We start from the raw sequence: 20,892 nt of genomic DNA, 5'->3' as shown, positions 1-20,892 counted from the left end.
TTCGCATTTTCTACGTGTTCCTGCGAACTATTTACAAATCACAGATCCATCCTTAATAACCATGCTAAGGTCCATATTTTCCTGAAGCAGCACAATATCTGCTTTTTTCCCTTCTGATATCGAACCATATATATCATACACGCCCAGACACTTTGCCGGATTTGCCGTTGCACAGGCTACTGCCGTCTCAAGCGGAATGCCCATCACCTTCACAACGGTGCGCATGCAGTCCATCAGATTTGTCACGGAGCCAGCCAGCGCACCGCCATCTACCAGAGTCGCATGGTTTCCATGCACCTGGACGTCCAGTCCGCCCAGCGTATAGGTACCGTCCGGCATGCCCGTAGCGCGCATGCTGTCACTGATCAGGATCATGCGGTCAGCTCCCATCATGGCGAACGTTGCACGCACCACAGACGGATGAATGTGGACATTATCACAGATGATTTCCACCATCACATGCTTACTGTCTGCCACGGCGCCCACCACGCCCGGCGCCCGGTGCGTAAACGGCGGCATGGCGTTATACAGATGCACTGCATGATTCGCACCAGCCTGAAATGCTGCCATCGCCGTATCGTAATCGGCATTGGTGTGCGCCAGGGAAATATCCACAGAGTCTTTCATTTGTTCAATGAACTCCACCGATTTTTCACTTTCTTCCGGTGCAATTCCGATAAACTTCACCAGTCCTTCGGATGCCGTAAGAAAACGTTTCGCAATCTCCACATCGCACGGAATAATATTTTTCTCATCCTGTGCACCTTTTTTCACCGGACTGATGAAAGGACCTTCCATATTGATGCCAAGCAGATCTGCTTCCGTGACTTCTGCAGTTTCCGTGACTTCTACACCTTCTCCATTTTCGCCCGTTTTGACACAAACTCTCTGCCGTTTTTGCACTTCCTGCTTCCGTTTATATGCTGCTGCGTTTCGAAGGATTTGCTCCAGTTCCTCCACCGGAAGCGTCATGGTAGCCGGTGCGATCGCTGTCACGCCCACCGAAGCCTCATACCGGGCAATGGTTTGCAATGCTTCCTCAGTTCCGTCACAGACATCCGCTCCCATACAGCCATGAAAATGAAGGTCAATGAGTCCGGGAATCGCGTAGGCACCCTGTCCGTCGATGATCGTATCGTCCATTTCTCCATCCTGTCTTGAAGCAGACTCTGCCTCGGGAATAATCTGTTTTATCCGGTCTCCTTCTATTACAATATCCCCCGGCATAAATGTTTGGTTTTCTGTGTAAATCTGTACATTCTTAATGATCATATGTACACCCCCTATGGGCGTAGTATAGTTGACTCCGGACAAAATTTCAACTGATTTCTGTGTAATTTGTGTGACAGAATTTTCAGTTTGTTCCTGTCCCCCAACACGTACCTCGTAATATTTTTTGTATTGTATTTCCCGTAAAATCCGATATACTTAAAGCAGACAGCTTATTAGCTTCTATATTTATCGGGGGAATTTTTATAAGGAAAGGGGTTCGTTATGAATATTTGCAAAGCAAAACACTATCAGGATATGAGCCGCAAGGCTGCCAACATCATTTCCGCCCAGATTATCATGAAACCAGACTGCGTCCTTGGTCTCGCCACCGGATCATCTCCGATCGGCACCTACAAACAGCTGATTGAATGGTATCAGAAAGGCGATCTGGATTTTTCCCAGGTTACTACCATCAATCTGGACGAATACAAAGGCTTAAGCCCGGAAAATCCTCAGAGCTACCGCTACTTTATGAACACCAACCTGTTTGACCATGTCAACATCGACAAGAGCCGCACCTTTGTCCCAAATGGACTGGAACCAGATTCCGAAACCGCCTGCAAATCATACGAAGAGATCATCCGTAAAACCGGCGGTGTCGACCTGCAGCTTCTGGGGCTCGGCCGCAACGGACACATCGGATTCAATGAACCAGCCGATGTTTTTGAGCGGGAAACCCACTGCGTCAACCTGACTGAAAGCACCATCGAAGCCAACAAACGCTTCTTTGAATCCGAAGCGGATGTGCCGCGTCAGGCTTACACTATGGGCATTGGAAGCATCATGCTTGCCAAAAAGATTCTGGTCGTAGTCAGCGGAGAAGATAAAGCCGATGCACTAAAAGCCATGATCAGCGGTCCGATCACACCGAAGGTACCGGCATCCATCCTGCAGCTGCACAGCGATGTCACCGTGGTGGCAGATGAAGCTGCGATGAGTAAATTATAGCAATATCGCTAACGTAACAGGACCGTAGAAGCTGCCAAAGGTAACTTCCACGGTCCATTGTTTTACGCTCGAATTTATTCACTCACTGCTCCAAAATTTCCCGCACCATCAGGTCAGCTGCTTCCTTCCAGCCATCCATAAAATGTGGAATAAATCCATGGGATGCTTCCGGGAAGCGTTTTAAGATGACTTCCGCGCCTGCGTCTGCCAGGCAGATCGCGTAATCTTCGTCTTCATAACGGAAATTGCAGAGACCTGCAGACAGAATCAGGGTTTTTGGCTGCTTTGCCAGAATCTCTCTCGGCGCATAAAGCGGAGAATTATGAATATCCTCAAAATTTTCTTTCTTATCATCGAAGTAGAGATCTGCAAATGCCTTGCAGCGTTCCATTCCAATCTGACGGTCGTAAGCATCGATCTTGTACTGATCCGGGATACGATATTCCAGCGGAGGATAACACAAAATCTGAAGTTTTGGCACAAAGCCGCCGCGCTCTGCACAGCAGATTCCCATTGCTGCTGTCAGGGCGCCGCCGGCGCTGTAACCGCCAACGCTGATATCTTTCGCCGACGCGCCCCACGTGTTTGCATGCTCTGCCACATAATCCAGCGCATCCATGCACTGATGGAGTGCCACCGGATATGGGGCTGCATCAGAAAGGGTATAGTCCAGATCTACCGTAATTCCATGAATCTGATCTGCCATGTACGCACTGAAATAAGTATCGTTTTCCCGGTGCGGACCAATAAATCCGCCTCCATGGATATTGATAAACAGCGGGCAGTTTTCTCCCCGGTTCTTTGCCCGAAGAATATCCATGCGATAGGAAAAGCCATCCACGGTGCGGCTAATGCTTTCCATCTCTTCACAAAGATTGGGATATGCCATAATTTCTTCCGGGTACAGCGGTTTGCCGGTCTGTGCCGGTCTCCGGTTTGTATTTCTTATGATTTCGAGAATTTCCTGTTTTCTCTCCTCTGTCATCTTACTTTACCTCCCTGTACTCTGCTTTTTTCAGATACCGTATGATGAGGTCCTGGGCTTCTAACCATGCTCCTGTCATGCGGATGGTAAATCCATGGGCACTTCCCGGGAAAAGCCGAAATGCCACTTCGTTTCCGGCCTGTGCCAGCCGCTGTCCATAACGCTCGGTAACCGTCCGAAACGGGCAATGCTCTGCGTTGATGATCAAGGTGCGCGGCTGATTTTTCAACATTTCACCGGACGCAAAAACCGGAGAACAGTATGGGCTCTTTAATACACGTACATTTCCATCGCAGTAAAGCATGGAGAACGCGCGGCTGCGTTCATTTCCGCCCGGCTCAAACGACATTGCATTATCCAGTGCCGCATAATCCAGGATCTGAAGCGCAAATTTCATGTTTCCTGTTTTTGCTGCACGCAAGCAGATGGCTGCAGTCAGCGCACCTCCAGCGCTGTGACCGCCGATGGAAATCCGGTTCGAGTCTGCGCCAAGCTCTTTTGCATGTGCAAAAGCCCATTCTGCCACATCCCAGACCTGCTCAAACGCCGTTGGAAATACATATTCCGGTGTTACCGCATAATCGACATCCACTACAATTCCACCGATTTCGGCTGCCACCCTGGCGCAGAACAGGTCGTCATCTCCATCCTGCGGATGGACAAATCCGCCCCCGTGCAGATTAATAAACAGCGGGGCATCTTTCTCAAGATTGTTTGCTTTTGTGATCACACACCGCACCGGCACACCGGTTGACGGGCTCTCAAGCATCGTCTCTTTCTGTTCCACCTGGTTTTTGTAAGCCAGATAGCTTTCCGGGATCACGCGTTCTTTTGCTGCGTTTTTATGCATATTGGTGCGATCCAGGATTTCAAGCTGTTCCTGAAGCAACTCTTTCGTCATATCACTTTACCTCCTTAACTGTAAACCGGGAAAAAAATACTTGCGGAAATGATCAGGGAAACAGATCCCAAGATCAAAAACGGCAGCGTAAACCGAAGCAGCTTCATCGGGTTATGATTTCCAATGGAGAATGCCATCATCGCTCCGGCGCATCCGGTTGGGAATGCAATCGCCAGGCAGGATGCACCGAATACAACCAAAACAATTGCCTTTGGATTCATGCCCCCGGCCAGTGCCGTCGAAACTGCGATCGGTGTCATGATCGCAATGGTTCCATTGTTGCTTAAGAACGTAGTCATAATCACGGTAACAACACAGAACACCGTAATAACCAGGGTGCTGGACGGATTGCTTCCCAAAAGCTTCAGCACAAAATCACCGATCAGCTGACCTGCACCGGAAGAGTTCAGCGCTGAAGAAACAACCAGAACACCCGCTACGCAGAATACCATGTCACCGGCAAGTGTGCAGGAAGCTTCCTGACTGGAAACAACACCGGTCAGCACCAGGATAATGCAGCCTGCGATCGGAAGCAGATAAACCAGATTTCCAAGCTGGGTAGAAAATACAAATGCCAGCATGATGACTCCAAATACGCCCCAGACAATCTGCTCCTGACGTTTTGTCAGCTGGGAGGCCTTTGTATCTTTGTTGGTGTGCTGCATCGCATTCACGTCCATCTTTGTCTTTGGAATCAGCTTCCATGCAAACAGGCAGTAGATCGTCAACACGATGGACGGGATCAGTCCCACTTTCATATAGTCAAATACACCAAGCAGGAATTCCGGATGCTCTGCTACCAGCCCCTCATAGTAAGAGTTATGGATCATCGGCAGGGTTGCACCCATACCGATCGGAAAACGTCCGAACCAGGCTGCATTGACCGCTGCGATCAGGAAATAAATTCTGGACTGTGCCAGATCACTGTCATCATCCAGTGTAACGACTAACATCAGCATGACAGACATCAGGGCAGTCATACCGATCAGCTGGGTCAATAAAATGGTGAAACCAAGAATCGCCAAAAGCAGGAAAATTCCGCTTTTCTCCTGAATGGAAGACATCCGCTTGCGGATTACGCTTACCAGACTTGTCTTTCCGATACAACCAGCTACCAGCATCATAGTTGCAACCAGAATTGTGGTTTTATTGGAAAAACCGGAAAACGCCGTGTTTAAATCTATGACTCCGGTCACTGCCAGTGCGAGCATGCAGATCATGCCAGTCAGACCGAATGATATTTTTCTCACCATAAACGATACTGCCATGAATACCAGCACCGCCAGGGTAATGATCAGTTGTGTGTTCATTTTTTGTTGCCTCCTCCTTTGTACCATAAGAAAACTGCATCGTAATGATTTTGAATCCAGGCCTGATTCCAACAGGTTACTGTTTACACATGCGTACCCAGCACCTCTTATAGTTCCATCATACGCTTGAATCTTCGGATTTTCTAATATATACTAAACATAATACTATAAGAAAAAAGCATAGCATCTCTGTCCATACGCGGAATTACTGTCTCCACCGTATTTCTGACAGCAACTCAGATGCTTTTCAGGAGGAGACTCGTGAACACACTCCACTACGATTACTTCATTGCCATCGCTGAAAATAAAACACTTTCCCACGCTGCGCGGACGCTTCATGTCTCACAGTCCGTGCTGAGCCGCTACTTGAAAAATCTGGAGGAAGAAACCGGGATCCGCCTTTTTCTCACCTCTTCCGGCTGCTATACCCTGACCCAGGCCGGACAGATTTATCTGAAAAGCGCACGCAAGATCCAGCTGCTGCAATCCCAGCTTCATCAAAAGCTGGCTCTTCTGGAACAGGATTCTCCAAACGAAGTACGTTTCGGGATTCCGCCCATCCGTGGAGGCGCTGCGCTTGCCTATATTTATCCGTATCTTCTGGAGCAGTATCCATACATTCAGGTTTCGGTGACAAACGAGGGATCTGCCTCTCTGCATGAAAAGCTTCTCGCCCATCAGCTGGATTTTATTCTTCTGATGATCGATGACTGCGAACTTCAAAGAAAATACGACTACCTGTTTTTCTCTCTTGAACAGAAACAGATCCTGCTTGGCATTCCCAGTTTTCACCCGCTCTATGACAAAGGAGGTACTGCCACCGCGCCTGCTGCCTTATCCGTTTCAGAGCTTTCTGCCATGGAAGATGCCCCGTTTATTCTCCCAGATATCGGAACCGTAATCGGGGAACGCGTCAGCCGTTTTCTGGAACAGAATCATCTGAAGTTCAATATTCAGCTCAAAACTTCGAATCGCCTGACAAACGAACATCTGCTTGCAGAAGGAAGCTATGCCGGTTTTCTGGATGAAGCAAGCGCTTTTGGTCTTCCACAGCTCCATTATTTTTCACTTCCAGGTATGCCCACTCTTTTCGAAGGATTTGCCTTTCGCAAAGGGCATGTTCTGACCCCAATGGAAAAATTTTTTATTTATCTGGAATACCGACGCCTGCACCAGGCAAATTCTGCGTTTTTATGCCCGGATGAAAACACCAGACAAATTCTGAGAGAATATGGAGAAGACTGCTTATGAATTCCAGAATTTACGAATACCTTCTGGCCATTGAAGAAGAACAGAACATCAGCCGCGCGTCAGCGCGCTGCCTGCTTTCCCAGCCAGCACTTTCCCAACAGCTGAAAATCTTTGAAGAAAAACTTGGTTTTCCGGTCTTTGCGCGTTCCAAATCTGCTATTCTTCCAACTGAACGCGGAAAAATCGTGCTGGAGACCGCAAAGCAGATTGCAAAAACAGAGCAGGAGCTTCAGGATGCTTTAACCTCCCTGAAGCAGACTGCTCTGCAAAATGTCCGTATCTATATTGAATACACCATGCGAAACATGTTCCTGAAAGACATCTGGTCGAAAGTCCTAAAACTTTATCCGCAGGCGCGGCTTACACTCACAGCCGGAGACTGTGAAAATGCCTGGCAATTTCTGGAAAATGATGTCGTTGACCTGCTTATCGTAAATACCCGGACCATGTTTTCCAAGCCCTGCATTCAGCAGATCTTTCACCAGGATTCCTATCTTCTCGCCGCATCCCGCTCCCGGTATCAGCAAATGGATCTAATCGAAAGAATGAAATCCAAAGGCTCCTGGAAGTATGACCGCGTTTTTATGAAAGAAAATTTTTCCCTTTTCCCATCCCTGCAGCAACAAGCCATGGAACAAACCGGGCTGGCTGACTGCCCAAACATCGTCAAAACCAGCACGTATCAGGAAGCCGCACGCCTCTGCTGCGAAAAAGAGGGACTTAGCATTCTTCCGGAAAGTCTGTTTCATATAATAGAAGCAGACCTGCTCCATATTCCTCTGCCGGAACCATTTTTTGTAAAAGGGCTGCTTGTCTGGAAAGAAGAGCAGGCGCTGAACCCACTCTACCCCTGCATACGGAAACTGTTGGAAGAACGATACCAGGAACTGTAGCAGATTACTCCTGCTGGCCCAACAGCGGATTATCCGCTTAACTGCTCTTCCGGTCAACAACCGGATGACCTGTCAGCCGGTTATCTGACAATCCCCAGAATCTTCTCGGCCCGCACCACTTCTTCCTTCGTCGGTGCCGGTACGCCTTCCAGCGTGTACGGAATTCCCAGGTTCTGCCATTTAAACAGCCCCAAGCTGTGATATGGCAGAATCTCTACCTTTTTCACAGTCTTTAATTCCTCTAACATCCCGCGCATCGCTTTCAGATCATCCTCCTGGTCCGTCAGTCCCGGCACCAGCACATGGCGGATCCACATATCCTTTCCAGTATCCGAAAGATACTTTGCCAGATCCAAAATGTTGTCATTGTCGCAGCCGGTCAGTTCTTTATGGCGGACGCTGTCCATCTCCTTAAAGTCCAGCATCACCAGGTCTGTCACCTTCATCAGCTCCTGGAATTTGCTGAAAAACGGCTCTTCTCTGGTAAATGGATTTCCAGCCGTGTCCAGTGTGGTGTGGATGCCTTTTGCCTTCGCCAGCTTAAAAAATTCCAGCAGAAAGTCAATCTGTAAAAGTGGTTCTCCGCCGCTCACGGTAATGCCGCCGTTGTTTTTCCAGTATGTGCGGTAGCGGTACACCCGGTTGAACAGATCCTTTGCGGTCCATTCTTCACCGCCGGACATGCTCCAGGTCTCCGGGTTATGGCAGTAACGGCAGCGCATTCTGCAGCCCTGCAAAAATACCACGGTGCGGACACCCGGTCCGTCTACCAGACCAAAGGTTTCCAGGGAATGCACGTGACCCACAAGTGCTTTGTTCTCTTCCATGAACTCTCCTCCTATTTTCATTTATTCAACCAACTCCACGCTTCTCACCACGGTTCACGCAGGCACACCTGGCAGCGTAATTGGTGGAATTGTTGTCTTATTTTTCTATATTATATAGTATCTCCTAAAAAGTGAAAACACTCCGATATGGGGAAATTTTCGTTCCCCACCGGAGTGTTTTTCTTTTACTGTTTTCAAATACGCCGGTGACGCATTTTTGACATGTTATTTTTTTATATGCTGTTACACAATTCCTTACATGCTGGCGTGGCAGGTTCTGGAGATTACATCCATCTGCTGCTCTCTGGTTAAGTCGATGAACTTAACAGCATAGCCGGATACACGGATGGTGAAGTTTGCGTACTCCTCTTTCTCCGGATGCTCCATAGCATCGATCAGCTTCTCGGTACCGAATACGTTTACGTTTAAGTGATGAGCGCCCTGATCGAAGTAGCCGTCCATAACCTGTACCAGGTTGTCGATACGCTCCTCTGCGCTGTGTCCCAGTGCGTCCGGGTTGATGGTCTGGGTATTGGAGATACCATCCAGAGCCCACTCGTACGGAAGCTTTGCAACAGAGTTTAAGGAAGCAAGAAGTCCGCTCTTCTCTGCACCGTAGGACGGGTTTGCACCAGGAGATAACGGCTCGCCTGCTCTTCTTCCGTCTGGCATGTTACCGGTTGCCTTACCATATACTACGTTGGAGGTAATGGTCAGGATGGAGGTAGTAGCCTCGGAATTTCTGTAGGTGTGGCGTTTCTTTAACTTCTCAAGGAAGGTCTTTAACAGCCATACAGCGATGTCATCTGCACGGTCATCGTCGTTACCGTAACGCGGGAAGTCACCCTCGGTCTCGAAGTCCATGATCATGCCTTCCTCATCACGGATTGCTTTTACCTTAGCGTACTTGATCGCACTTAAGGAGTCAACAACGTGAGAGAATCCAGCGATACCGGTAGCGAAGGTACGGCGTACATCGGTATCGATGAGAGCCATCTCAGCTGCCTCATAGAAGTACTTGTCGTGCATGTACTGGATCAGGTTTAAGGTGTTGACATACAGACCTGCCAGCCAGTCCATCATAACATCATATTTCTTGATCACTTCATCATAATCAAGGTACTCAGAGGTGATCGGTCTTAACTCCGGACCAACCTGCTCTCTGCTCTTCATGTCGCGACCGCCGTTCATAGCATACAGCAGGCACTTAGCCAGGTTTGCACGTGCGCCGAAGAACTGCATCTCTTTACCGGTCTGGGTAGCAGATACGCAGCAGCAGATGGAGTAGTCATCGCCCCATACCGGCTTCATCACGTCATCGTTCTCGTACTGAACAGAGCTGGTGTTGATGGAAATGTGAGCTGCATACTTCTTGAAGCTCATCGGAAGAGCGGAGGAGTAAAGAACCGTCATGTTCGGCTCCGGGCTCGGTCCCATGTTCTCTAAGGTGTGCAGGAAACGGTAGTCGGTCTTGGTAACCATGGAACGACCGTCTACGCCGATGCCGCCGACTTCCAGGGTAGCCCATACCGGGTCACCGGAGAACAGCTGGTTGTAGGACGGGATTCTTGCGAATTTCACCATACGGAATTTCATTACCAGATGGTCGATCAGCTCCTGTGCCTCAGCCTCGGTGAGTACACCGTTTGCAAGGTCACGCTCAATATAAATATCAAGGAAGGTGGAGATACGGCCGACACTCATTGCGGCACCGTTCTGGGTCTTAACTGCGGACAGGTATCCGAAGTACAGCCACTGAACAGCCTCTTTTGCAGTCTTAGCCGGCTGGGAGATATCGTAGCCGTAGGACTGAGCCATAACCTTCATGTCTTTCAGAGCTTTGATCTGCATGGACAGCTCTTCTCTCTGACGGATTACTTCATCAACCATGGTTCCATCGCCGCAGTTTGCGAAGTCATTCTGCTTCTCCTGGATCAGGAAATCGATACCATACAGAGCCACACGGCGGTAGTCGCCTACGATACGTCCGCGGCCGTAGGTATCCGGAAGTCCGGTGATGATCTTGTTGTGACGTGCTTTCTTCATCTCAGGGGTATAAGCGTCGAATACACCCTGGTTGTGCGTACGGCAGTACTCGGTGAAGATCTTGTGCAGCTCTGGATCCGGCTCGTAACCATAGTTCTGGCAAGCCTGCTCCGCCATCTTGATACCGCCGTAAGGCATGAATGCTCTCTTTAACGGCTTATCGGTCTGAAGACCAACGATCTGCTCTAAATCCTTATCAGCCTCGCTGATGTAGCCCGGGCCATGGGAAGTGATGCCGGAAACGATATGGGTATCCATATCCAGAACGCCGCCTTTTGCGCGCTCCTCTTTCTGCAGACCCTGCAGAATTCCCCACAGTTTGTCAGTAGCCTCAGTCGGGCCAGCCAGGAAAGACTCATCGCCATCATACGGCTTATAGTTCTTCTGAATAAAGTCACGGGTGTTTACTTCCTCTTTCCAGAGGCGGCCATCAAAACCATCCCACTGCTCAAAGTTCGTCATTTGGTGTTTTCCTCCTTAAAATTGTACGGTGTTCACACAGTCTGTGTGAAACGATTGTCTGTGTTTTTGCATACTGTATACATTTTTGCCAGAAAAAAATATAACTTCTCAAACCAGAATACTTCCTGATATATGATTAGTCATATCGTCTTTCCGTCATCCGCTGCTTTGCCAAAGCTTCCGCATTCTTACGGCTGCAAGTTCTATGGATTTTGTCCAAAACAACGTTCCTTATATACATTGCAGTTTCTTTAATACCGTCATGATTTGTTAAATTCATAACGATTCATTCTAGAGCAGGCCAGTCATCTGACCTGCATATAGAATATCATATTTTTTTTAAATTGCAAGCAGTATATATGCGTTTTTTTCTCAACTTCTGACAAGTATCTGTTTTTATACAATCATTCATTTTGTCAGGATAAATGACTTTTTTTCTGTGTTATTTCCCTCTTCTTTTTGAAAAAATCCTACAAACTACAACAGACTTTCCCGGATCAGCTTTGCTGCCTGGATCACGACCATCGGTACGGCTGCGCACACAATAACCGCGATGATCTGGCGCAAACTTAAATCTGCTGCAGCAAACATTACCTGCAGCCCAGGCAAAAACAATACCGCCGCCAGCAGCAATACACCGGTTTCAAATGCCATCACGCTCCACATATTGCTGCAAAGTCCAAGACGCAAAACGGAATGGCTGCTGCGACAGTTAAATCCGTGAAACAATCGCGCCAGTGTCAATGCAGAAAAAGCCATGGTACTCGCGGTCCCCGTTCCCCCGGTCTCCATTCCCATATGATATGCCGTCATGGTACTGGCTGCGATCAGCATACCCTGCACAAACAGACGGAGCAAAAAAGGCACTGTCAGAATTCCTTCTTCCGGATTTCTCGGCGGCTGTTCCAAAAGTCCCTCCTCCTGGGGTTCCATGCCGATTGCAATCGCCGGAAGCGAATCCGTCAGCAGATTGATAAACAACAGATGTACCGGTGCAAATGGCATCGGCAAAGCCAGAACCGATGTATACAGCACGCAGAGAATCCCCGCCATATTTCCAGAAAGCAGGAACTGGATCGCATTGCGGATATTGCGGTACACGTTTCGCCCATTTGCCACCGCTCGGATCATCGTTGCAAAATTATCGTCCGTCAGGATCATGGACGCTGCATCCTTCGATACCTCCGTCCCCATAATTCCCATTGCCACACCAATATCCGCTTTTTTCAGGGCAGGGGCATCGTTCACACCGTCCCCGGTCATTGCCACGATCCGTCCCTGCCTCTGCCACGCTTCCACAATGCGGATCTTGTGTTCCGGTGAAACCCGCGCATAAACGGAAATGGAAGCCAGTTTCCGGTCCAGTTGTGCATCATTCATCTGCTCCAGCTCCTGTCCTGTCACAGCCAGGTCCCCGGGTTCCAGAATTCCAATCTTTCCGGCCACAGCCAGCGCCGTAACCTGATAATCGCCTGTGATCATCACCGGACGGATGCCCGCCCTTTTTGCCATCCGCACAGCAGGTCTGGACTCTGGTCTTGGCGGATCTGCCATAGCTGCCATTCCCAGAAAAATACAGGAGTCCTCCAAATCCAGGCTGCAGACCTGTATCGGTTCCAGCGGGCGATATGCCATAGCCAGGACCCGCAGTCCCTGCGATGCCCAGGCTTCATTCTGCTGCCGGATCTGCTCTTTTTGTTCTAATGTCATCGCCCTTACCCCATTTTTCGTGAGGACCTGATCTGCCCGTTCCAGCAAAACCTCCGGTGCCCCTTTCGTAAACAGCACAGGGGAACCATCACAAACATGCAGCGTGCTCATTCGTTTCCGCTTCGAATCAAATGGAAGTTCCCCAAGGCGCGGCATCTCACTGCGCACTGCATCCGGCGCGATCTCGGCCCGCATTGCCATGGAAAGAAGCGCCGCCTCCGTCGGATCCCCTGTAAACAGATCTCCGTGAATGACGGCATCGTTATCCAGGATGGCCGCGTACAAAAAATATCGGTGAACCGGATTATACACGTTCAATTCTCCCGGTACCAGAATCCTGCCATCCGAAAACACTTGCTCCACAGTCATACGGTTCTGTGTCAAAGTTCCAGTCTTATCCGAACAGATCACAGACACACATCCAAGACTCTCCACCGCTTTCAGATCTTTGATAATGGCATGTTCTTTCGCCATCTGCTGCGTCCCCATAGCCTGTACGATCGTCACAATGGAACCAAGCGCCTCCGGGATGGCCGCGACCGCGAGCGCCACGGCAAACATCAACGCCTCCAGGACATTCGTTCCGCGGTACAGACTCAGCCCAAACACCAGGACACAGATAGCAAAAATCAACGCCGCAAGATGCGTACTGAACGCATCCAGACTAACCTGCAGTGGTGTTTTCTTTTCTTTTGCCGTATTCATGAGGCGGGCGATTTTTCCAAGTTCCGTCTCCATGCCTGTGGCCGTCACCACAAAAATACCGCGGCCGCCCGTCACCAGCGAACCGGAAAAGACCATGTTGGTCTGATCGCCCAGGGCAACTCCAACCACATGTTTTGCCGGTTTTCTTTCTGTTTTCGCAAGTCCAGACGCACATTCTGCCGCCCTTTTGGAGGATGTGCCCGGCCCGGTCGGAAGCGGTGCTGCCTGTTTTTCCACAGGCAGCGATTCCCCCGTCAGCGAACTTTCATTCACCTGCAGATGATAACATTCCAGCAGACGTCCATCTGCCGCTACCATGCTTCCGGCATCCAGCAGGACAATATCGCCCGGCACCACCTTCGAAGCCGGAATTTCCCTGGCACTTCCATCCCGCATCACCTGTGCCGTCGGCGCCGACAGCTTTTTCAGGCTTTCCAGTGACTTTTTTGCCTTTTCATGCTGAACCGTCCCCAACAAGGCATTCATGATGAGCACAACAAAAATAACCGCCGCACTTTCTCCACTGCCGGAAAGCACGGAAATGACTGCCGCTGCGATCAGGATCAGGACCAGAAGATCCTGAAACTGCTTCAAAAACACCTGCCAGACCTTTTCCCCGGAATCTTCCTGCAGCACATTTTCCCCAAACTGCCCACAGCGCACATCAGCCTGCTGCTGCGAAAGTCCGCTTTTTCTGCTCTCCATTTCCCGCAAGACTTCCTCTGCCGTCATCCGATACCATTCTTTCATGTTTTGCCCCGCGCATTTTTATTTTCCGGCCACGGTCATTTTGGCAATCTGCACCCGCAGCATCCTTACTTTCTATCCTATGCCCGGGTCCGGCATTCATGTCACTTTCCCCGTACTTTTCGTACCACCCACAGCAATGCCAGCACCAAAAGTCCCCCCAAAAAGAAGATCGCTCCGATTCCGACTGCAATCAGAAGAATTTTTGTCACCTTCTCCAGAAATTCCCGAAGCCTGGATTTTTCCGGTTTCGTTTCAGGTTCCGCTTCCACTTCTTTTTCCGTCTCTATGCGGACTTCGGTTGGTTTTTCCAGCGTTTCCGTCTCCATCTCGGATACTTCCGGCGCCAGTTCCAGTTCCTCTCCCTGCACTGCAGCTTTCAGTTCTTTCCACCTTTGCGGATCTACATAACCTTCATACACCACCCGGTAATCCCTAAGGAGACGGCTGCCACGCCCCACTGCATCACGGCACGTGATCCCATCCTCATTCACATACGGTTCACCGGCCCAGCTTAACTCTGTCACTTCATAGTCCTCTGGAGAAAGACCCATATCCTGCAAGAGTTCTTCGCCATACTGCCGGACCAGCTCCGACAAATTCTCCCCGTCCAGCACCACATCTCCCATCTGATACGCATCCGCCCCATACTCATAAAACATCAGCGGAAAAGAAAAATCATCCTGCCAGTAAAGCGATTCTTCCAGCTGTTCCACCGCCTGACATGGCACAACTTCTTCCTCATTGCCAGCCAGAATCGAGACATCGATCACCGAAGGCAACGCTGCTTCTCCCTCGATTGCTTCATACAGCACCTCACGGCGCACCTTTGTGTCATCGGATGGTTCGGAATCTGCTGTTCCTGCCTGCAGTGATCTTGCTTGTGCTGGTTCTTCCTGCACTGGTTTTGCATGCACTTCAAGACAGTCTACGACTGCCATCTGGACCAGGACCAGTGCAACCCAGAGTGCGGTCTGTATCGTCTTCGTATTTTCTTTTGTCATACATTATTCCCCTATTGTTGACTATCGTTCTCTGTTCTTCCCTGTTTTGTTTTTTCGTTTTTTGCTGTTTCCTCTCTCCCCGTTTCCGCTGTTCTTCTGTTTCCACTATTCTCCTGTTTCCTCAGTTTTCCTTTTTTCGCTGTTTTTTGCTTTCGATTTTCTTCACGGTTTTCTATCAGTCCTGCCCCTGCATTCCCTCGTTTTCTGCCTGATTTATCGTCTTTCAATACTTTTTCTATGGAAATTCCCGCCAAGAACTGGACGGGTCTGTTTTGCGCATGCCGGAAACGGCAGATTGCGCCGATGAAACATCTCATCATTTACGCACATTGTACTTCGGGCAGGAACACACGTCAAGCGTATTCCTGCCCGCAAGCAGTTTGGAATGCCGCAAAATTCGACATTCCTTCTTTCTTATGATTTATATCCTTTGATTTATATTCTTTGATTTGTATCGTTTGCTTTGTATCGTTTGCTTTGTATCGTTTGCTTTGTATCCTTCGTATTCCTTATCTGTTTTTCATTTCTTAATATGATTCTTATACATGGCATCCTATTTCCGATCCGTATACACTTTATGCTCCGTATGCACGTTCCGCTCCGTATGCACGTTATGCTTCATATACCATATGATACAGACGCTTCAGTTCCTGAAACTGTGCAGAATCCTTCAGTTCCTGCAAACCATCCAGGATCCCGTCCAGATACCAGCGATGCGACTCCCGGTGCTTTTCATTGAAACGCTGCCAGATTTCATCCCCGATCACCATATAATCGCGGGCGGTGCTGCGCATATTGCTGAGTTTGTCACCCAGAGTCAGGATTTTAACTTCGTAAGATGCCTGCTTCAAATGCGCGATCGTACTGGCCTTGCGCTCTTTCCAGCTCAGCGATTTGTCCTCGCTCTCCGCCTGTACAAACGACAACACCCGACTTCCAAATGCTGCGCCCAGTTCTTCCGGTGTCACACTGGTATCCTCCAGAACATCGTGAAGATACGCCGCCGCAATGACTTCCGGATCGTCTGTGAGCTGCGCCACAATGAGTGCCACCTCCATCGGATGATAGATATACGGAATCCGGCTTCCTTTCCGCATCATGCCCTCGTGGGCCTTTGCTGCAAATAACGCTGCTTTCTGAATCATCGTTTTATCCCCGTTCATATGTTGATCCCTCTGTCTGTGATAAATCTTATAAAAGAACCGACCACACGGACAGCATTGTCTCCTCTTTGGCATAAAGTGAACCTTATCGGCAAGGAATGATCGAAACTTCCGCATTATCTTTCCCTTTGCATAACGACTCCGTGCCGCCACAGTCACCATTCTGCTTCTATTCTATCACACTCCCCCGCTTGCTGAAAAGGGAAACGAAAGGAATCGTAAGAAAAGTTATCTTGTAAATCCGCCATTTTTCTGCTATGCTATTGGACAGATCATCGGGCATTTTGCCTTGCGATAAAAGGAGTTTTTTATGGAACAAAATCAGACTTCTGCTTCCCGGCGTGACCGCCGCTACCGCAGGAAAAAACAAAGCGAATGGCCGCACATTCTCTTATTTTATGTGCTTCCGTTCCTTGTATTTAACAGCATTTTATTTTTCTGTCTCACAACCAAGCCAAAACTTGCAGTTGTCGTAGAAGACACCAACGACTATCTTTCCACCAACGTCGTTCTGACTGTAAAATCCTTTTTCCCAACCAAGTCCGTCAGCATGACACTGGACGGCGAACCGTTGGAGCTGGAAAAGGGCAAAGGCCGCACCTACACCGCAACGGTTTACAAAAACGGCTCCATCGAGTCCTCTGTCGTGAACTTAAACGGCATGCCGGCTACCGTCTTCGAACACGTCAACGTATTGGATGACAACCCGCCGGAATTTTCCAGCACCGATATCCAGGACGGCATTGTGACCATCACCGTTGCAGACAGCCAGTCTGGCATCAACTTCGATTCCATCTATGCACTGGATTCCGCAGGCGAGCGGATAAATCCGCTCAGCGTAGACCGCGCCAGCAACACCCTCTCGTTCGAGATGGATCCTGCAGGACTGCATGTCTTCGCACGCGACAAAGCCGACAATGAAGTGCAGGGAACCTTCACTTCCCATAAGGAAGGCAGTGTCGAAACCCTGGAAGGCGGCGCAGTGGATCCGGAGGAGGAAGATACCGCACAGGCAGCCGAAACGAATATGGGGACTGACACCGCAGCCACCGTATCCGTGCAATAACAATATCGCACGATAACGAACGAGGGGCGAAAGTTCCCGCAGCCGCCATGCATGGCGGCTGTGGAAACTTTCGCCCCTTTGATACTTACTGTGCAATATTGTTTATTTTCTTCACCCGTCCATACATCTCCGCCATCTCCCGGCATTTTTCCAGAAGTTCCGGTGTCAGATCCTCTTTCTTCATGCGCCAGCGCCAGTTTTTCCCAAGCGTGGACGGTTCATTGGTGCGCGCCCAGTTTCCAAGTCCCAGGTAATCCTGTACCGGAATTACCGCCAATTTTGCCACACTTGCAAGCGCCAGGCGGATGTAATCCCAGTGAATCTCTCCCTCCGGTGTATTGGAATTTCCCAGGTAGCGCAATGCAAATGCCTTCGATTCCGGCGCCAGGCTGTGGTACCAGCCCTGCAGCGTCATATTGTCATGGGTACCCGTATAGACCACGCAGTTTTTCGGATAGCGGTGCGGCAGATAGCTGCTCTCCCCGTTATCATCAAACGCAAATTCCAGAACCTTCATGCCCGGGAACCCTGTTTTCTTTACCAGTTCCAGTACAGAAGGCGTCAAAAAGCCAAGATCCTCTGCGATGATGGGCAGCTTTCCAAACCGCTTTTTCATCGCTTTAAAGAGTCCATATCTCGGACCTTTTTCCCAATGTCCAAATTCCGCTGTCTTATCATTGGCCGGGATGGAATAGTATGCATCAAATCCACGGAAATGGTCTACTCGCACAACATCGTACAGGCGGAAACTGTACTCCATGCGTGCCAGCCACCAGGCATAATCCGTCTTTTTATGGTAATCCCAGCGATACAGTGGATTGCCCCACAGCTGCCCCGTCGCGGAAAATGCATCCGGCGGACATCCGGCAACTGCCTCTGGCTGCCCATCCGCATCGAACTGGAACAATTCCGGATGTGCCCAGCTGTCTGCACTGTCCATGGCAACATAGATCGGAATGTCGCCAATGATCTTGATTCCCTGTTCATTGGCATAGCACTTTAGCTGCGCCCACTGCTCCTGAAACTCGTACTGCAAAAATTCATAAAAGAGGATTTCATCCTGACAGAGTTCCTGATATTTTTTCACGGCTTCCGGCTTTCTCGTCCGGATCTCTTCATCCCACAAGAGAAAACTTTTTCCCTCAAAATGATTTTTTACTGCCATGTAAAAGCAATATTCCCGGGTGTCTTTTGCAAGTGCATCCTCAAATAATTCCTGCAGTTTTTTATCACTGCGCCCTTTCTTTTTCTGCTGTTTTTTCCAGCGTTCGAACGCTTTTTTTAAGAGCGGGATTCGATGAAAATACTGCTTCTCATAGTCAATATCCTGAGGATTTGTGCCGAGATCCGCCGCATCACACTCATCCTTGCGCAAAAGTCCTCTGGCAATCAGCACTTCCAGATCGATAAAATACGGATTGCCCGCAAACGCACTAAAGGACTGGTACGGAGAATCCCCGTATCCGGTCGGTCCCAGAGGCAAAATCTGCCAATACCGCTGCCCCGCCTTTGCAAGCTGATCTACAAAGTCATATGCCTCTTTTGAAAAAGCCCCGATTCCATACTCCGACGGCAGACTCGCCACCGGAAGCAGCATACCACATGCCCGTTTCATAACCCATCCTCCTGATTTTTGCTTTTATACCTGACGCACCCGCGAAGAAAATCCCTTAAACCTCCACACGAACACGATCAGACGGAACGTCCAGTCCACAAACATCGCATACCAGATTCCCAGTACGCCCATATGAAACCCTTTGACAAACACATAGCTGAATCCAATGCGGAACATCCACATGGAAAACACCGAAACCATCATCGTAAACTTCGCATCCAGTCCGGCACGCAGTGCATGGGGCACCGTAAATGCCAACGGCCAAAGCACCATGCCGCAGGAATGGATCAGCAAAAGATTCTGTGCCAGAGTAGATGCTTCCGGAGACAGATTATAAATTCCCACCACATTGCTCCGGAAAACTGCCATGACCGCACAAATGACAAACGCCAGTCCGTAATTGATCATAAGCACTTTCTTTGTATACATTTTTGCCTGCTCTGGCTTGCCCGCTCCTACGCACTGCCCCACAATGGTGATCAGCCCAAGTCCCAATGCCACACCCGGCAGATACTGAAACGTCACCAGGTTACTTGCTACCGCATAGCCTGCAATCGATGCCGTACCAAGTGTAGAAACCAGGCTCTGCAGGGCAATCTTGCCAAACTGGAACATGCCATTTTCCAGACCGCTCGGGATGCCGACCGCCAGGATCTTTTTGATCATATCCGGCTTTGGAATCAGCTGCGAAAAACTGGTCACGCAAATGCTGTTCTCGGGATTTTGCACCAGAATCACCATCACCACTGCCGCAAACATGCGCGATACCAAGGTCGGAATCGCCACACCTTCGACGCCCATGTGAAGCCCAAACACGCACAATGCATTGCCCACGACATTGATCGCATTCATGGCCAGGGAAACTTTCATGGACACTCTGGAATTTCCCATAGACCGGAACAAAGCTGCCCCGGAATTATAAAGCGCCAGAAATGGATACGACATCGCCGTAAACCAGAAATAAATCTGTGCGTTATCCATAACAGACACTTCGACCGCCCCAAAGATGAGCTGCAGCAAATGCCTGTTCCCAATAAATGCCACCGCTGCGATCATGAGAGAAAGCGCTGCAGTGATCAGGACCAGCTGTCCAGCCGCCCGGCATGCCTGCTTTGGCGATTTCTTGCCAATATACTGGGAGCAGACAACCGCTCCGCCGGTCGCCATCGCCGATAAAACCTGAATGACCAGCAGGCTGATGGAATCCACCAGCGCAACGCCCGAAACTGCAGTTTCCCCGACAGCCGCCACCATGACAACATCCGCCATGCCCACCAAAACAGCCAAAAGCTGCTCTACCAAAAGCGGTGCAAACAGACGAAATAAATCCTTTCGCGAAAACATGTCCATGCCATTATCCCCTGTATTTTCTATATGATTTCTTCTGCAAACAGATACTTCCATCATGTTACTGTTCACGCGTTGCGCAAACAGCAACGGATTTTGCCGATGCTTCGCATTCCAAATCGGCAAAATCTGCTGGCACAACTGTATTGTACGGAATTTTCAGTCCAGAAAATTCCTACCTGTGTACAGTAACTCCATCATACTCATTTTGACGCAAATTTACAAGTAGCACTTTTCATGGAGACAATTCTGGGATATACTAGGAATGTTGCTGCTGCCCGGAAAATTCCTACCCGTGTACAGCAGCACAAACTGGTTCCTGTTCACGCGCAGCGCAAACAGCAGCGAACGATTCCATGCCAAAAACCACACATGATATCAGAAAGTGAGACACAATAAACTATGATCAACCCAATGAAATTGATGAAAATGAAAAATGCCTGGTCCCGTTTTACGGCCAACCACCCAAAATTTCCACGTTTTTTAAATGCGGTCGTAAGAAGAGGAATCCAGGAAGGCACTGTTTTTGAATTCAAAGTCACCTCTCCGGACGGTCAGGAACTCGTCACCAACATGCGCCTCAGTGCAGAAGACATCGAGCTCTGGAAAGAACTTTCCGAAGCCATGCGCTAAGACTTTC

The 20,892-nt window shown here is 49.4% G+C and carries 17 protein-coding genes; 5 read left to right on the top strand and 12 right to left on the bottom strand.

Annotated features, from left to right (window positions below; translation table 11 throughout):
* Positions 1-27: 27 nt before the first annotated feature.
* Positions 28-1,272: an N-acetylglucosamine-6-phosphate deacetylase gene (gene nagA, locus DXB18_RS09670; protein ID WP_118707492.1), complete on the bottom strand. Its 1,245-nt coding sequence runs from the start codon at positions 1,270-1,272 to the stop codon at positions 28-30.
* A gap of 222 nt (positions 1,273-1,494) precedes the next feature.
* Here nagA and nagB point away from each other — a divergent pair, with 222 nt between their 5' ends.
* Complete coding sequence (gene nagB / locus DXB18_RS09665; RefSeq protein WP_118707490.1) at positions 1,495-2,220, top strand: glucosamine-6-phosphate deaminase; 726 nt, start codon at positions 1,495-1,497, stop codon at positions 2,218-2,220.
* Positions 2,221-2,302: 82 nt separating this feature from the next.
* Here nagB and DXB18_RS09660 read toward each other — a convergent pair whose 3' ends face one another.
* Genes DXB18_RS09660 through DXB18_RS09650 form a run of 3 tightly spaced genes read right to left on the bottom strand, consistent with a single transcriptional unit; the run spans position 2,303 to position 5,416 of the window.
* Positions 2,303-3,205, bottom strand: coding sequence for an alpha/beta hydrolase fold domain-containing protein (locus DXB18_RS09660; RefSeq protein ID WP_118707488.1), 903 nt, complete (start codon positions 3,203-3,205; stop codon positions 2,303-2,305).
* Between the two features lies 1 nt (position 3,206).
* Complete coding sequence (locus DXB18_RS09655; RefSeq protein ID WP_118531613.1) at positions 3,207-4,106, bottom strand: alpha/beta hydrolase; 900 nt, start codon at positions 4,104-4,106, stop codon at positions 3,207-3,209.
* Positions 4,107-4,120: 14 nt separating this feature from the next.
* Positions 4,121-5,416: an SLC13 family permease gene (locus DXB18_RS09650; RefSeq protein ID WP_182430536.1), complete on the bottom strand. Its 1,296-nt coding sequence runs from the start codon at positions 5,414-5,416 to the stop codon at positions 4,121-4,123.
* Between the two features lie 261 nt (positions 5,417-5,677).
* Between DXB18_RS09650 and DXB18_RS09645 the strand changes: the two genes are divergently transcribed.
* Positions 5,678-6,667 carry a LysR family transcriptional regulator gene (locus tag DXB18_RS09645; protein WP_182430535.1) on the top strand — a complete coding sequence of 330 codons (990 nt, stop codon included), beginning with the start codon at positions 5,678-5,680 and terminating at the stop codon, positions 6,665-6,667.
* Positions 6,664-7,560, top strand: coding sequence for a LysR family transcriptional regulator (locus DXB18_RS09640; protein ID WP_118707482.1), 897 nt, complete (start codon positions 6,664-6,666; stop codon positions 7,558-7,560). The genes DXB18_RS09645 and DXB18_RS09640 overlap by 4 nt, the downstream gene beginning before the upstream one ends.
* An 80-nt stretch (positions 7,561-7,640) precedes the next feature.
* On the opposite strand, the gene pflA is transcribed toward DXB18_RS09640, so the two are convergent.
* The 6 genes from pflA to DXB18_RS09610 form a co-directional block, all read right to left on the bottom strand.
* Positions 7,641-8,387 carry a pyruvate formate-lyase-activating protein gene (gene pflA, locus DXB18_RS09635; RefSeq protein WP_118542377.1) on the bottom strand — a complete coding sequence of 249 codons (747 nt, stop codon included), beginning with the start codon at positions 8,385-8,387 and terminating at the stop codon, positions 7,641-7,643.
* 255 nt (positions 8,388-8,642) lie between these two features.
* Positions 8,643-10,895 (bottom strand): formate C-acetyltransferase, encoded by a 2,253-nt coding sequence (pflB, locus tag DXB18_RS09630; RefSeq protein ID WP_118707480.1) that lies wholly within the window; start codon positions 10,893-10,895, stop codon positions 8,643-8,645.
* A gap of 477 nt (positions 10,896-11,372) precedes the next feature.
* Positions 11,373-14,060, bottom strand: a complete 2,688-nt coding sequence (locus DXB18_RS09625; RefSeq protein ID WP_118707478.1) for a cation-translocating P-type ATPase — start codon at positions 14,058-14,060, stop codon at positions 11,373-11,375.
* 101 nt (positions 14,061-14,161) lie between these two features.
* Positions 14,162-15,061, bottom strand: a complete 900-nt coding sequence (locus DXB18_RS09620) for a hypothetical protein (protein ID WP_118707476.1) — start codon at positions 15,059-15,061, stop codon at positions 14,162-14,164.
* An 11-nt stretch (positions 15,062-15,072) separates the two neighbouring features.
* A complete protein-coding gene (locus tag DXB18_RS09615; RefSeq protein WP_147355235.1) occupies positions 15,073-15,288 on the bottom strand; it encodes a hypothetical protein in 216 nt (71 codons plus the stop codon).
* Positions 15,289-15,672: 384 nt separating this feature from the next.
* Positions 15,673-16,224, bottom strand: coding sequence for an HD domain-containing protein (locus DXB18_RS09610; RefSeq protein WP_347560878.1), 552 nt, complete (start codon positions 16,222-16,224; stop codon positions 15,673-15,675).
* Positions 16,225-16,534: 310 nt separating this feature from the next.
* Here DXB18_RS09610 and DXB18_RS09605 point away from each other — a divergent pair, with 310 nt between their 5' ends.
* Positions 16,535-17,290: a hypothetical protein gene (locus tag DXB18_RS09605; RefSeq protein WP_118707474.1), complete on the top strand. Its 756-nt coding sequence runs from the start codon at positions 16,535-16,537 to the stop codon at positions 17,288-17,290.
* Positions 17,291-17,375: 85 nt separating this feature from the next.
* Here the strand turns inward: DXB18_RS09605 and malQ are convergent, their stop codons facing one another.
* Together malQ and DXB18_RS09595 are read right to left on the bottom strand one after the other, a co-directional pair.
* Entirely contained in the window at positions 17,376-18,905 is a 1,530-nt protein-coding gene (gene malQ / locus DXB18_RS09600) for a 4-alpha-glucanotransferase (RefSeq protein WP_118707472.1), read from the bottom strand.
* Between the two features lie 24 nt (positions 18,906-18,929).
* A complete protein-coding gene (locus DXB18_RS09595) occupies positions 18,930-20,255 on the bottom strand; it encodes an MATE family efflux transporter (protein WP_347560877.1) in 1,326 nt (441 codons plus the stop codon).
* A 420-nt stretch (positions 20,256-20,675) separates the two neighbouring features.
* Between DXB18_RS09595 and DXB18_RS09590 the strand changes: the two genes are divergently transcribed.
* Positions 20,676-20,885, top strand: a complete 210-nt coding sequence (locus DXB18_RS09590) for a hypothetical protein (protein ID WP_243103310.1) — start codon at positions 20,676-20,678, stop codon at positions 20,883-20,885.
* Positions 20,886-20,892: the final 7 nt, after the last annotated feature.

The sequence above is a fragment of the Clostridium sp. OM02-18AC genome (genome assembly GCF_003481825.1).
Lineage (GTDB): Bacteria > Bacillota > Clostridia > Lachnospirales > Lachnospiraceae > Brotaphodocola.
Note: the sequence above shows the minus strand (reverse complement) of the source record. Positions and strands in the feature narration are given on the sequence as shown.

Excerpts from the sequence above, each read along its gene's own strand:
- DXB18_RS09625 (WP_118707478.1), bottom strand. The coding sequence starts at position 14,060 with ATGAAAGAATGGTATCGGATGACGGCAGAGGAAGTCTTGCGGGAAATG.
- pflB (WP_118707480.1), bottom strand. The coding sequence starts at position 10,895 with ATGACGAACTTTGAGCAGTGGGATGGTTTTGATGGCCGCCTCTGGAAA.
- DXB18_RS09620 (WP_118707476.1), bottom strand. The coding sequence starts at position 15,061 with ATGACAAAAGAAAATACGAAGACGATACAGACCGCACTCTGGGTTGCA.
- DXB18_RS09605 (WP_118707474.1), top strand. The coding sequence starts at position 16,535 with ATGGAACAAAATCAGACTTCTGCTTCCCGGCGTGACCGCCGCTACCGC.
- DXB18_RS09590 (WP_243103310.1), top strand. The coding sequence starts at position 20,676 with ATGAAAATGAAAAATGCCTGGTCCCGTTTTACGGCCAACCACCCAAAA.
- DXB18_RS09650 (WP_182430536.1), bottom strand. The coding sequence starts at position 5,416 with ATGAACACACAACTGATCATTACCCTGGCGGTGCTGGTATTCATGGCA.
- pflA (WP_118542377.1), bottom strand. The coding sequence starts at position 8,387 with ATGGAAGAGAACAAAGCACTTGTGGGTCACGTGCATTCCCTGGAAACC.
- nagA (WP_118707492.1), bottom strand. The coding sequence starts at position 1,272 with ATGATCATTAAGAATGTACAGATTTACACAGAAAACCAAACATTTATG.
- DXB18_RS09610 (WP_347560878.1), bottom strand. The coding sequence starts at position 16,224 with ATGAACGGGGATAAAACGATGATTCAGAAAGCAGCGTTATTTGCAGCA.
- DXB18_RS09595 (WP_347560877.1), bottom strand. The coding sequence starts at position 20,255 with ATGGACATGTTTTCGCGAAAGGATTTATTTCGTCTGTTTGCACCGCTT.
- DXB18_RS09640 (WP_118707482.1), top strand. The coding sequence starts at position 6,664 with ATGAATTCCAGAATTTACGAATACCTTCTGGCCATTGAAGAAGAACAG.
- malQ (WP_118707472.1), bottom strand. The coding sequence starts at position 18,905 with ATGAAACGGGCATGTGGTATGCTGCTTCCGGTGGCGAGTCTGCCGTCG.
- DXB18_RS09655 (WP_118531613.1), bottom strand. The coding sequence starts at position 4,106 with ATGACGAAAGAGTTGCTTCAGGAACAGCTTGAAATCCTGGATCGCACC.
- DXB18_RS09660 (WP_118707488.1), bottom strand. The coding sequence starts at position 3,205 with ATGACAGAGGAGAGAAAACAGGAAATTCTCGAAATCATAAGAAATACA.
- nagB (WP_118707490.1), top strand. The coding sequence starts at position 1,495 with ATGAATATTTGCAAAGCAAAACACTATCAGGATATGAGCCGCAAGGCT.